Origin of the sequence: Yoonia tamlensis (assembly GCF_900115105.1) — a bacterium.
Taxonomy (GTDB): Bacteria; Pseudomonadota; Alphaproteobacteria; order Rhodobacterales; family Rhodobacteraceae; genus Yoonia; species Yoonia tamlensis.
Genome location: NZ_FOYP01000002.1, coordinates 1 through 13000, shown reverse-complemented (window position 1 = coordinate 13000; position 13000 = coordinate 1). Strand labels below are relative to the sequence as shown.

The following is a 13000-nucleotide window of genomic DNA, read 5'->3' as shown; positions in this document are numbered from 1 at the left end:
ACATGTTACCGACACCACGGACTTTTTCACATATCGGCCTATCCGTTCCCGATGTCGAAAAGGCAGTTAAGTTCTATACAGAGGTTCTTGGCTTCTACGTCATTATGCAACCGACGAAAGTCGTCGAAGATGACAGTGATATTGGGAAGATGTGTACTGATGTTTTTGGCGCGGGCTGGAAGAAGCTGCGTATTGCCCACCTTGCCACTGCTGATCGTGTTGGAATCGAATTATTTGAATTTGACGGGAACCATGCCCCCGCAGAGAATTTAAACTTTCGCCAACACGGGACATTTCATTTTGCGATCCAAGATCCAAACCTCGAAGGCTTGCTTGAGAAAATTCTCGCGGCAGGGGGGAAACAACGGATGCCCGTCCGAGAATATTTCCCGGACGAAAAACCGTATCGCATGGTTTATGTCGAAGACCCGTTTGGCATTGTGTTCGAACTGTATAGCCACAGCTATGAACTAACCTATTCAAATGGTGCTTACACGTAAACAATGTGGGATCGCGGTGGCGGGCTTTTAACCCATCGCGATCTCGTCTGCCAGAAACGCTTCTGGATCGTCGACCTCAACCAGCCGTTTGCGGTCGATCCACCAGAACCGGTTGCCGGTATTGCGGATAAAACTGCGGTCGTGGCTGACCAGCAGGCAGGATGCGCCATGGGCGATCAACTCCGCCTCCAATGCCTCTTGGCCTTCGATATCAAGATGGTTTGTGGGTTCATCCAGCAGGTAGAAATTGGGCTGTTGCAGCCGCAAGATCAGCATCGCAAGTCGCGCCTTTTGCCCGCCCGAAAGTCCTGCAATTTTCGTGTCTTGCATCTGGATGTTCACACCCGCACCCGCCAAAAGCCCGCGCGCACGCTGGTCGCCCACGTCAAACTGGCCGGCAACGGCCAACATCGGCGTGTCTGCATCGTTCAACTGGCTAAGCTGTTGATCCGAATAGCCGTAAACCACCGAAGGCGCGCATTTGACCGGCGATTGCGCCCCCAAAAGCGCCTGGTGGATCATCTTGACAAGCTGGGTTTTGCCCGTGCCATTGGTGCCAAGCAACACGATCCGGTCCCCTTGGCTGATCCATTTTTTACCCGTTGTATAAAGTGTGCGGCCATCCGGCGTTGTGACCTCCACATCGTCAAGCGTGATCAGCGATTTTGCATGGGTGCCGCTATTTGTCAGCCGAATGTCACCCGCGCTGCGGTCCTGATGGGCGGGTTTTGCGGCCGCCTCGATCTTGGCAGCGCGGTCGTTCAACTGTTTGGTTTTGGTGATCAGCAGGTCAGAGCCAGAGTTGATCCCGATATTCTTGAGCTTTGCAGCTTGTTTGCGCAGTTGGCTCGCTTTGTTGAGATCGTTTGCAAAACGGCGCTCGTCAGCTTCATCGGCTTCGTCCAATGCTATGCGGGCTTTGGAAAACGGCAATTGAAATACCCGCGACCTTTCGGCGCGTAGGAACAGCGTCCGATTGGTCGTTGCATCCAGAAATGCGCGGTCATGGCTGGTTATCACAACAGGTGTATCGCGCGGCAAAGCGGCCAGCCAATCCTGAAGCAGGCCGATCCGGTGCAGATCAAGATGGTTGGTCGGCTCGTCCAGCAGCAAGACATCCGGTTCCACCACCCAAGCCGCCGCCAAAAGCGCGGTGCGCTGCCAGCCGCCGCTCAGCTCGGATAGCAATTTGTGCTGCAGTTCATAAGGCACCTGCAAATCACCCAGCACAACATCCACGCACCAGCCTTCGAAATCGGCCTGTTCGGGCGGTAGCGCCGCCAGCACAAATTCATAAAGGGTTTGTTGTAATTGTTCGCCCGCAACATGCTGCGCGACATGGCCAATGCGTAGCCCGCGCGCGCGGGTGATCTCGCCCTTTGTCGGCTCAAACGTGCCGGCAATACAGCCCATCAAGGTGGATTTGCCGCGCCCGTTGGCCGCGACCAGCCCGATACGGTCGCCTTTGGATAGGGTCAGGGTCAGGTCAGTGAATAGCGGGTCGCCAAGGGTCACGCCCAAAGCATTGATATGGATAAGTGTCATTGATGTCTCTGATCATAACAGTCGTGTCGCGCGGCGGCGACGGAAAGGACAGATCGGTGGCGGTTGACCAATGATCAGCCCTGCAAATGAATTTACAGGGCGGCGCGGGGACCATGCTGAAGTCGGCGGATGATACGCATGTTCAGCTTGTGCCCTCCCTTTGTGGTGCGTGACTGATGGGGCGAGCCTAGCCAGTAAAGGGGCGGTGGGTCAAGACCCACCCTACCTTAACGCGCGCCCCTTCATGATCGCGTCTTTGCCGAAACGCGCGCGGATTTTGTCGGTGGCCAGTTCAGCGCGCGCGCGTTTTTCGGCGTCTGGGTCTAGTAAATCGCCTTCGCGGTCGGCGCTATCGGCGCTGGTGATCTCTGACAGGCCGACGCCCAGCAGCCGGAACGGGCCACGCCCAGCAACTTGATCAAACAGCCCGCGCGCGCTGCGGTAAAGCGTATCGGTCATCTGCGTCGGGTGGCGCAGGCTTTGGCGTTTTGAGATCAGTTTGAAGTCGGATGTTTTCAGCTTGATCGTCACCACGCGCCCCGCTTTGCCTGTGGCCTTGGCGCGCGCGCTGACCTTTTCTGCCATCCGCCAAAGATGCCCGTCCAGAATTTCGGGGTCGGCAGTGTCGACATGGAACGTGGTTTCATTGGTCAGCGATTTTACGGGCGCATGCGTAGATACCCGGCGCCCGTCTTCGCCCCGCGCAAGCGCATAGAGCCTCTCGCCCATGTTGCCGAAACGGTCGTGCAGATCGCGGCGGTCCCAGCGCAGCAGATCGTCAAAGGTCTGAATGCCCGCCTTGTTCAGGCTGACCTGCGCCGCAGGGCCGATCCCCCAGATCAGGCGCACCGATTTGGGGCGCAAGAATGCGGTTGTCTCGGCCTTGCCGATGATCGAAAAACCGCGGGGCTTTTCAAGGTCGGATGCGACTTTGGCCAAGAATTTATTGTGCGAAAGCCCGATTGACCCGCTCAGCCCCAATTCGGTTTTCATCCGCTTGATCAACCGCGCGAGCATCACCGCTGGCGGCGCACCGTGCAGCCGGATTGTGCCGGATAGGTCCATGAACGCTTCGTCCAGTGACAGCGGTTCCACGATGGGGGTCAGTTCATCCATCATCGCGCGGATCGCGCGCGAGGCTTCGGCATAGGCCGCCATGCGCGGCGGCAAGACAACAGCATCCGGGCAAAGTTTGAGCGCCTGAAACATCGGCATGGCCGATTTCACGCCCCTGATCCGCGCCACATAGCAGGCCGTGGACACAACCCCGCGTTTGCCGCCGCCGATGATCACGGGTTTATCGGCCAGTTCCGGATTGTCACGCTTTTCGACCGATGCGTAAAACGCATCGCAATCCATATGCGCGATCGCAAGGTCAAACAGCTCCGCGTGTCGCGTCACGCGGGGACTGCGGCAGTGTGGACAGCGGGTTGCGCTGTCAAATGTGGTCAGGCAATCACGGCAAAGTGCGGGCATGTGCGCAGTCTAATGGGCGCGGGCTGCGCGAACAATAGGGCAACATCATGGGCCGACCGGTTGCAGGTGCAGCAAGTGAATCTTCGCTGTATGCAGTAGTATACATTGAATTCATCCAACACTGTGCCTATCTATTGTTCATAACAATGAGGGGTAAATTATGAGAAATGAAGATTTGATAGCAGAGCTGATCGGGCAGAACGTTTTGTTCGTGCTTTTGGCTGTGTTTATTGTTGTCTGTATTCTTGCAGGCGTGCGGATTGTACCGCAATCGCAGAAATTTGTCGTTGAACGGCTGGGGCGGCTTCGGTCGGTTCTTGGGCCGGGTATCAACTTTATCGTGCCGTTCCTGGACCGTGTGCGGCACAAGGTTTCGATCCTTGAGCGCCAGTTGCCAGCCATGTCCCAAGACGCGATCACGTCCGACAACGTGTTGGTTCAGGTGGAAACATCGGTGTTCTACCGGATTATCGAACCCGAAAAGACGGTCTACCGGATCCGCGATGTTGATGGTGCGATTTCGACGACTGTAGCGGGTATCGTGCGGTCCGAAATTGGCCGGATGGAGCTGGATCAGGTTCAGGCGAACCGGTCGAGCCTGATTGCGGCCGTGCGCGAACAGGTGGCCCAGCAGGTCGACGATTGGGGCATCGAAGTGACGCGCGCCGAAATTCTGGACGTGAACCTTGATGCGGCAACACGCGCAGCCATGTTGCAGCAGTTGAATGCCGAACGGGCGCGCCGTGCCCAAGTCACCGAAGCTGAAGGTAAAAAGCGGGCGGTCGAATTGCAGGCCGAGGCCGAGCTTTACGCGGCCACCCAAGAGGCCGAAGCCCGCCGTGTGCGCGCCGATGCCGAAGCCTATGCGACCCAAGTGGTTGCCGTGGCGATTGCCGAAAACGGGCTTGAGGCTGCGCAATATCAGGTCGCTTTGAAACAGGTCGAGGCGTTTCAGGCCGTTGCATCCAAGCAGGGCAACCAGACGATCGTGCTGCCTGCAAATGCCATGGACGCATTTGGTGACGCGTTCAAAATGCTGAAAGGACGTAGTTAAGATGCCACTTTGGACACAATGGTGGGTGTGGATGTCGGCCGCTGTGGTCCTTGCCACACTTGAGGTGATTATCCCGGGGTATATTTTTCTGGGCTTTGCGCTGGGCGCGGCGGTGATGGGGCTTTTGATCCTGATCGGGGTGTCGGCAAAAGGGCTGGCGCTGACATTAGTGATCTTCGCGCTTTTGTCGCTCGCGTCCTATCTGGTCATGCGCAAGGTTTTTGGCCTGCGCAACGGGCAGGTCAAAATCTGGGACACGGATATCAACGATTAGGACGCTGTCAGACGCAAAACACTGGTACAGAGTTTTGCCCAAAAAATTGAAATTTTTTGGCCCCCGATCCATTGCGGTCGGGGGCTTTGATTTGCGCTTATGCCAGTTCTGCCAAGATATCCTGCACGGCCTTGCGGGGGTCGTCCGCCTTCCAGACCGGACGGCCGACCACGACGTGATCCGCTCCGTTTGCAATCGCCTGTGCCGGTGTCATCACCCGCTTTTGGTCGCCCAATGCCGCGCCTTCCGGCCGCACACCGGGTGTGACGATCAGCTTGCCTTTTGCTTCGGGCAAGGCGCGGATCAGTGCCGCCTCTTGCGGGGACGCAATCACGCCATCGGCACCGTTCATCAGCGCAATGCCTGCACGTTCTTGCACCAGATCGGCAATCTCGCCCGATTTTATACAGGACGCATCCAGATCGGCACGGTCAAGCGAGGTCAGGATTGTTACCGCAAGGATTTTCATATCTGACCCGCCAGCACCTTCACGGGCGGCGCGCACGACATGCGGGTCGCCGTGCACAGTGAGGAAATCCAGATCAAATTGTGCCATCCCCCGCACGGCGGCTTCGACCGTCGCGCCGATGTCGAAAAACTTCATATCCAGAAAGATACGTTTCCCGTGTTCCTGCTTCAGCTCGTTGGCTAGCGCAAGCCCGCCGCCTGTCAGCATTCCCAACCCGATCTTGTAGAAACTGACGCTATCGCCCAGCTTATCAGCGAGCTCCATCCCAGCGATGACATTGGGGACATCCATTGCGACAATCAGGCGGTCATCAGACATAGCGGGTTCCTTTGCTGTATGTTTTGCGCGGTCTAACGCTTGCGTGCCTCTTGCGCAACGTCCCCGCGATCCCCATCTTAATAGCGAGGCCCGAACAGGGTGTGCCGCATGTGTGGGCATCCAAAAGACCGGGCGCTTGACACAAAGGAGATACCTCATGAACTTAGACAAGTTCACAGAGCGGTCACGCGGTTTTATTCAGGCTGCACAGACCATTGCAATGCGCGAAAACCACCAGCGGCTTGCGCCCGAGCATCTGTTAAAATCACTGATGGACGATGACGAAGGGCTTGCCGCCAATCTGATTACCCGTGCCGGAGGCGACGCCGCCACTGTGCGCAGTGTCGTAAATGCAAATGTCGCAAAGATCCCGCAGGTGACGGGCGATGCAGGGCAGGTCTATCTGGACAATTTAACTGCCAAAGTGGTCGACGAGGCCGAAAAGATTGCCAAAAAAGCGGGCGATAGTTTTGTGCCTGTTGAACGCTTGCTGACGGCGCTTGCCGTGATCAAATCCAAGGCCAAAGACGCATTGGATGCCGGTGGTGTCACCCCGATGGCCCTGAACGCCGCGATCAACGATATCCGCAAGGGGCGCACCGCTGATAGCGCAAGCGCCGAGGATAGTTTTGAGGCGCTGGCGAAATATGCGCGCGACCTGACCGAAGCCGCAGAGCAGGGCAAAATCGACCCTATCATTGGCCGCGACGAAGAAATCCGCCGTGCGATGCAAATTTTATCACGCCGCACCAAGAACAACCCCGTTCTGATCGGCGAACCCGGCGTTGGTAAGACGGCAATTGCCGAAGGGCTCGCGCTGCGGATCATTGACGGTGATGTGCCGGAATCCCTGCGCAACAAGAAACTGATGGCATTGGATATGGGCGCGCTTATTGCGGGCGCGAAATACCGTGGAGAGTTCGAGGAGCGTCTGAAAGCGGTCCTCAAAGAAATCGAAACCGCCGCGGGCGAAATCATCCTGTTTATCGACGAAATGCATACGCTTGTGGGTGCAGGAAAATCGGATGGCGCGATGGACGCGGCCAACCTGATCAAACCGGCCCTTGCGCGCGGTGAATTGCACTGTATCGGCGCGACCACATTGGATGAATACCGCAAATACGTGGAAAAAGATGCTGCGCTCGCCCGTCGGTTCCAACCGCTTTTGGTCGAAGAGCCAACCGTGACAGATACCGTCAGCATTCTTCGCGGGATCAAGGAAAAATATGAACTGCACCACGGTGTGCGGATTGCCGATGCTGCGCTTGTTGCGGCTGCAACCCTGTCGCACCGCTATATCACCGACCGGTTTTTGCCGGACAAAGCAATTGATTTGATGGATGAGGCCGCATCGCGGTTGCGTATGCAGGTTGATAGCAAACCCGAAGAACTGGATGCGCTGGACCGGCAGATTTTGCAGCTCCAGATCGAAGCTGAAGCGTTGAAAAAAGAAGACGACAAAGCCTCGGTTGACCGGCTTGCGAAGCTGGAAAAGGAACTGGCGGATCTGCAGGAACGCGGGTCGGAAATGACGGCGAAATGGCAGGCCGAACGCGACAAGCTGGAAGGCACCCGCGAGGTGAAAGAGCAGCTTGACCGCGCGCGCGCCGAACTTGATATCGCGAAACGCGAAGGCAATCTGGGCAAGGCGGGTGAGCTGTCTTACGGTGTAATCCCCGCGTTGGAACGCAAGCTGGCCGATGCCGAAGGAAACGAAGACCTGATGGTCGAAGAGGCCGTTCGCCCCGAACAGATCGCCGAAGTGGTTGAACGCTGGACCGGCATTCCGACCAGCAAGATGCTGGAAGGCGAACGCGACAAATTGCTGCGTATGGAAGACGAGTTAGGCAAACGTGTGATCGGGCAACGATCTGCGGTGCGGGCGGTAGCCAATGCAGTGCGCCGTGCGCGTGCGGGCCTGAACGATGAAAATCGCCCGCTCGGGTCGTTCATGTTCTTGGGGCCAACGGGTGTTGGGAAAACCGAATTGACCAAAGCCGTGGCCGAGTATCTGTTCGACGATGACAGCGCGATGGTGCGCATCGATATGTCCGAATTCATGGAGAAACACGCGGTGTCGCGGCTGATCGGTGCGCCTCCGGGCTATGTCGGTTATGACGAAGGTGGCGTACTGACCGAGGCCGTGCGGCGTAGGCCCTATCAGGTGATCCTGTTTGATGAGGTCGAAAAGGCGCATCCGGATGTATTCAACGTGCTGTTGCAGGTGCTTGACGACGGGGTGCTGACCGACGGGCAGGGCCGCCATGTCGATTTCAAGCAAACGCTGATCATCCTGACGTCGAACCTTGGGGCGCAAGCGCTGAGCCAGTTGCCAGACGGTGCCGATGCATCTGATGCCAAACGCGATGTGATGGACGCCGTGCGCGCACATTTCCGGCCCGAATTCCTGAACCGTCTGGATGAAACCATCATCTTTGACCGGCTTGCCCGCGAAGATATGGCGGGGATCGTCACGATTCAGCTCGGTTTGTTGGCCAAACGTCTGGCAGGGCGCAATATCACGCTTGATCTGGATGACGCCGCGCTGAAATGGCTGGCCGACGAAGGTTATGATCCGGTCTTTGGGGCGCGTCCGCTTAAACGTGTGATCCAGCGGGCGCTGCAGGACCAGCTTGCCGAAATGATCCTTGGCGGGGATGTGATGGACGGCGACGCAATCACAGTCAGCGCCGGTGCCGACGGATTACTGGTGGGTGACCGCGTGTCATCTAGCAAACGGCAGCCGCCCAAAGACGCGGTTGTGCATTGATCTGACGGGGCGTGCTTGTTGCAAAACGGGGACGCCCCGATTGATTTTCGGCACACCAGATCGACAATGAACAGAGTAGGTCTTAGCAAGTTCATATGATCTGTCATAAAGGTTTTCCGAGATAATGAAAAAACTAGTCTCTGCTGCAATGGTAGTTTCAAGCGCGGCAAGCATCGCGAACATCGCACATGCCGAAGATGGTATATACTACGGGGCCAGCGTGGGGCTTTCGGTGCTGGAAAGCACAAGCGAATTTGGTTCTACCTTTGTGAACACCCCAACGGTAGGTGGGGTCATCGGCTACCGCAAGGATCTTGCGGGAGGGCGGTTCTGGAGCGCAGAGGCTGACGTCAGCCTGCCCGTGCAAAGCGAAATGTCCTACGATTGGGGCCCAGATGCCTGCGTTAACGCGTCACCTGATTGGTGCCGGGTGGATGGGCTAAGCCATGTTCGTGGGATTTATGGCATGCCAGTTGGCGGTGGCTATGACGTCATTGGTTCGGCTGGCCTGGTTGTTGCTGCGGGTCAGGTCGAGGACGGCTCGGATATATATGTTGATACATATGGTTACGGGTATTCGATCGGCATTGGCCTGCAGACCGCATTTTCTACTGGCGCCACCGGGCGCGTTGAACTCATCTATGATGATGTCGATTTTGTGGATCAGGAAGACTATCCAAAAGACCTGACCAACCTTGCGATCAAGGCTTCATATTTGTTTTGACAATGCCGCGCGCCATTCCGTTGCATAGTAATGGCGCGCGCAGTTTGACCAAGATCAACGCAATGCCGGCCGAATTGTGCAATACTGCCTGTTGTTGGAAACAGGAGTATTCAGATGATCAAAATCACAAAACAAAGCCCGACCCGCGTTGATGTTGCGATAGATGGTGCGATTGATGCTGATATGATGCGCGCTGGTCTTGATGATCTATTTGCCAAGGTTGAAGGCGTCACCAATGGCCGGATGCTTTACACAATTACCAATATCGCGATGCCGTCGCTTGGCGCAATCGGGGTCGAGATGGAAAAACTGCCCAAGCTTTTTGGCCTATTGGGCAAAGTTAGCAAATGTGCTGTGCTGGCTGATGCGGCATGGGTGCGCAAGGTTGCCGCGTTCGAAGGGATGCTTTTGCCGGGGATGACGATCAAAAGCTTTGAAATGTCCGAGCGTGACGCTGCCGAAAGCTGGCTCGCGTCATAGAAGTCCCACCGCCCCATGGAGGGGCAGTGGTTTATTGGGATTTAGCTTGGTGGCAAGATCACGGCGTCAATCACGTGTATCACGCCGTTTGAGGCTTCGATGTCAGCGCTAATGACGTTTGCGCCATTGATCTTGACGCCGTCCATTGTTGTGATGGTCACATCCGCTCCGTTTACAGTTGCGGCCATCATACCGTCGCTCAGATCCGTTGACATGACTTTACCCGCGATAACGTGGTAGGTCAGGATCTCGGCCAGCGCGTCGGGATCGGCAAGCAATGCTTCGACTGTGCCAGCAGGAAGGGCCGCAAATGCGTCATCGGTTGGGGCGAACACGGTGAATGGTCCATCACCCTTAAGGGTTTCGACAAGACCCGCGGCCTGCGTTGCCGCGATCAAAGTTGAGAAAGACCCCGCATCAATCGCCGTGTCGACGATGTCTTTTGAATGACCACCTGCACATGCAGCGGTGGCAAGCAGGGCAGTAGCGGAAATGGCTGTGAAAGTTCTGCGTAGCATTAGGTATCTCCTATGAGTGACAGATGCATCCGTGGTAGCATCGGGGATGTTACGGCGCGGCGCCCCTGTTTGGATCAAAAAAATATTTCTGCGTTGCCGTTGACCGCATGGGGTTTCGCCCAAGCTGGGGCATGTTTTGATTTCCAGTCAACTCACTGTGATTACCCGTTAAGGATCCGCGCGGAAAATGTAACATTTCAACGCGCTGGCGGCATCGTGAGACTTCTTTCATAGGTTCTGCACTATATACTGTCAGGAAACGCATGAATCGGAGCCCCCACAATGGCCTATCGCTGGAAGAACGACCTTAGCCTCGCAGACATCACGCCAAAGTCTGTCTATTTGAACCGCCGCCAGATTCTGGCAGGCACTGCGGGGCTTGGGGCGATTGGTCTTGCGGGCGGGGCGCAGGCGCAGGATGCGCTGGAACCTAACACGCTGGAAGAAATCCGGTCCTACAACAACTACTATGAATTTGGCACCGGCAAGGAAGATCCGGCGCAGAACGCGCATAATCTGGATACGTCTGACTGGTCGGTCAAAGTGGACGGGCTGGTCGATAATCCAGGTGATTACGCCTTGGCCGACCTGCTTGACGGGCTTAGCGTCGAAGAACGGATCTACCGGTTCCGCTGTGTCGAGGCGTGGTCGATGGTTGTGCCGTGGAACGGGATCGAGCTGGCGGATATCCTCAGCAAGGTCGGCGTACAGGAAACGGCGAAATACGTGGCCTTTGAAACTGTCGTGCAGCCGGACAATATGATCGGCGTGCAGCGCCGCGTGCTTGATTTCCCCTATGTCGAAGGTCTGCGTCTGGACGAGGCGATGCACCCGCTGACGATCATGGCGACGGGTCTTTATGACGAACCACTTGCAAATCAGAACGGCGCGCCAATCCGTCTGGTCGTGCCGTGGAAATACGGGTTCAAATCCATCAAATCAATCGTGCGCATCACCCTGACCGACCAAGAGCCGCCGACCAGCTGGAACAAAGCCAACGCGCGCGAATACGGGTTCTATAGCAATGTTAACCCGACCGTTGATCATCCACGCTGGAGCCAGGCAACGGAACGCCTGATCGGCGGCGGTTTGTTCGCCGGACGTCAAGACACGCTGATGTTCAACGGCTACCCCGAAGTCGCCAGCTTATACGAAGGCATGGACCTGTCGGTGGATATCTGATGTCGATTGTCGACCGCCTGAACCAGTCCCTGCGCAAAATCCCGACATGGACTATATATATAGTCGGGACCGCGTGGGTCGTTTGGCTGTTCTACCTTGCAGCTACCAACCGGATGGGCCCTGAGCCGATTAATGCGCTCGAGCGTGAATATGGTGAGCTTGGCCTCAAGCTCATCGTTCTTGGCTTGATGGTCACGCCGCTGCGCAAATTCACCGGGCTGAACCTGATGAAATTCCGCCGCGCGATCGGCGTCACCGCGTTTTTCGTGGTGCTTGCGCATTTCCTTGTTTGGGCGCTGCTTGATGTGGGCACAATTGGCCGGGGCTGGACCGAAATTGTCAAACGCCCCTATGTGACCGTGGGCATGGCCAGCTTTGTAATGCTGATCCCGCTGGCGCTGACATCAAACAACCTGTCGATCCGCAAACTTGGCGGGGCGACTTGGCGCAAGCTGCACAAACTGACCTATCCGGTCGCGTTGTTTGCGGTGGTGCATTATCTGTGGCTGGTCAAAGGGTTCCAGATTGAACCATTTGTCTACCTTATCCTTGTGATCGTGTTGCTTGCATTGCGGCAGTCACTGCCAAACTGGCGCGCTACATCAGCAAAACGAACAGCGTAGCCCCCAACCTGCGGATCCCGTCAAACATCGTTGCGAGCTCGAACGTAAGAACCCCCAAAAGAAGGTAACCGATTTCGGGCCTTATTAGGGTGTTATAGGTTCGGGGAAACTGCAACGATGCTTTGGCAAACCAGCGCTCTGCAACCGGCACAAGCGCGACGGCAAGCACAAGGCCAATTGCGCCCCCGACCAAAACATCGGCAGGGAAATGCAGCCCCGCAAAGACTCGTGACCCGCAGACGATCAGCGCGGCATGCAGCAAAAGCAATATCCCCGCACCCCGTGAAACCAGCAATATGCCCGTTGCCAATGCAACAAAGGCGACGGCATGGTCGCTCGGCATTGCGCTCCACTCCACTAGCCGCCCTTGCGTTACAACATCATCCCCCATCACGGCCGCAGATGCGAACGGACGCGCGCGAAACATAAGGTTGAGCGCAAGCAAGCGCCCCACCGCAATCGCAACAAGCGAAACAAATAGCACCGCGACCAGCTTCATCCGCGTTTGCTGCCAGCCCGCCCGCGGCGAGATCCACAGATACCAAAAGCACAAGACAGGGATCAGCCCTTTGGTTTCGGGCGTGTCGACGATTGCGCGGACCGCTTGCGCGAATTTCGGGTGCGCGGCGGTAAAATCAATGGCCGCCCTCGCGATGGCCACATCATAAGAAAGAAGAAGATCAATCACTGGCAAGAAACCTGACAAAGCAAAACACGCAATTACGAATCTCTGGGCGGGCAATTTGTCATCACTATGACCGCGCGCACGAATCTTCGGGTATGATTCCGGACTTTTCGGCCAGATTCGCCGAAAACAGCCCCCGATTCCCGCGCAGTACGCCTTTGGATTGTGTAAACATCGCCAATTCACCTAAGGCGCGCGAGATTCTGGCGGGTGACAACGATGCGTGCTGGCGTCCTGACTAAAATTGCGAGGGCTTTCCCACATTTCGCGTAAGAAAGTTTCGATATGACCTAAGGTTCGCGCAATTTTTTCATCTAACTATGCTAAAACACTAGGAAATATATGAATGTCATAAAAAATGCATGTTTGTTGAAAAAAGGGG

The 13000-nt window shown here is 56.4% G+C and carries 13 protein-coding genes; 8 read left to right on the top strand and 5 right to left on the bottom strand.

Annotation, left to right across the window (positions count from 1 at the left end; translation table 11 throughout):
* Positions 1–2 precede the first annotated feature (2 nt).
* On the top strand, positions 3–500 hold the full coding sequence (locus BM320_RS11965) for a lactoylglutathione lyase family protein (protein WP_090200657.1): 498 nt from the start codon (positions 3–5) through the stop codon (positions 498–500).
* A gap of 27 nt (positions 501–527) precedes the next feature.
* Here the strand turns inward: BM320_RS11965 and BM320_RS11960 are convergent, their stop codons facing one another.
* Complete coding sequence (locus tag BM320_RS11960) at positions 528–2045, bottom strand: ABC-F family ATP-binding cassette domain-containing protein (RefSeq protein ID WP_090200655.1); 1518 nt, start codon at positions 2043–2045, stop codon at positions 528–530.
* Positions 2046–2267: 222 nt separating this feature from the next.
* Positions 2268–3521 carry a DNA polymerase IV gene (locus BM320_RS11955; RefSeq protein ID WP_090200653.1) on the bottom strand — a complete coding sequence of 418 codons (1254 nt, stop codon included), beginning with the start codon at positions 3519–3521 and terminating at the stop codon, positions 2268–2270.
* 160 nt (positions 3522–3681) lie between these two features.
* Here BM320_RS11955 and BM320_RS11950 point away from each other — a divergent pair, with 160 nt between their 5' ends.
* A complete protein-coding gene (locus BM320_RS11950; protein ID WP_090200652.1) occupies positions 3682–4575 on the top strand; it encodes an SPFH domain-containing protein in 894 nt (297 codons plus the stop codon).
* 1 nt (position 4576) lies between these two features.
* Positions 4577–4849 (top strand): NfeD family protein, encoded by a 273-nt coding sequence (locus BM320_RS11945; RefSeq protein WP_090200650.1) that lies wholly within the window; start codon positions 4577–4579, stop codon positions 4847–4849.
* 97 nt (positions 4850–4946) lie between these two features.
* On the opposite strand, the gene pyrF is transcribed toward BM320_RS11945, so the two are convergent.
* Complete coding sequence (gene pyrF / locus BM320_RS11940) at positions 4947–5636, bottom strand: orotidine-5'-phosphate decarboxylase (protein WP_090200649.1); 690 nt, start codon at positions 5634–5636, stop codon at positions 4947–4949.
* Between the two features lie 157 nt (positions 5637–5793).
* On the opposite strand from pyrF, the gene clpB reads away from it, so the two are divergent.
* The 3 genes from clpB (at position 5794) to BM320_RS11925 (ending at position 9610) form a co-directional block, all read left to right on the top strand.
* Positions 5794–8406 (top strand): ATP-dependent chaperone ClpB, encoded by a 2613-nt coding sequence (gene clpB, locus BM320_RS11935; protein WP_090200647.1) that lies wholly within the window; start codon positions 5794–5796, stop codon positions 8404–8406.
* 124 nt (positions 8407–8530) lie between these two features.
* On the top strand, positions 8531–9130 hold the full coding sequence (locus tag BM320_RS11930) for a hypothetical protein (protein WP_131802410.1): 600 nt from the start codon (positions 8531–8533) through the stop codon (positions 9128–9130).
* Positions 9131–9244: 114 nt separating this feature from the next.
* A complete protein-coding gene (locus BM320_RS11925) occupies positions 9245–9610 on the top strand; it encodes a SpoIIAA family protein (protein ID WP_090200644.1) in 366 nt (121 codons plus the stop codon).
* A 41-nt stretch (positions 9611–9651) separates the two neighbouring features.
* Here the strand turns inward: BM320_RS11925 and BM320_RS11920 are convergent, their stop codons facing one another.
* Positions 9652–10128, bottom strand: a complete 477-nt coding sequence (locus tag BM320_RS11920; RefSeq protein ID WP_090200642.1) for a fasciclin domain-containing protein — start codon at positions 10126–10128, stop codon at positions 9652–9654.
* 282 nt (positions 10129–10410) lie between these two features.
* Between BM320_RS11920 and msrP the strand changes: the two genes are divergently transcribed.
* A complete protein-coding gene (msrP, locus tag BM320_RS11915; RefSeq protein WP_090200640.1) occupies positions 10411–11310 on the top strand; it encodes a protein-methionine-sulfoxide reductase catalytic subunit MsrP in 900 nt (299 codons plus the stop codon).
* Complete coding sequence (gene msrQ / locus BM320_RS11910; RefSeq protein WP_090200639.1) at positions 11310–11933, top strand: protein-methionine-sulfoxide reductase heme-binding subunit MsrQ; 624 nt, start codon at positions 11310–11312, stop codon at positions 11931–11933. Before msrP ends, msrQ begins: the two co-directional genes overlap by 1 nt.
* Here the strand turns inward: msrQ and BM320_RS11905 are convergent.
* Entirely contained in the window at positions 11908–12621 is a 714-nt protein-coding gene (locus BM320_RS11905; RefSeq protein ID WP_090200638.1) for a phosphatase PAP2 family protein, read from the bottom strand. The two genes, msrQ and BM320_RS11905, sit on opposite strands and share 26 nt — an antisense overlap.
* Between the last annotated feature and the right edge of the window lie 379 nt (positions 12622–13000).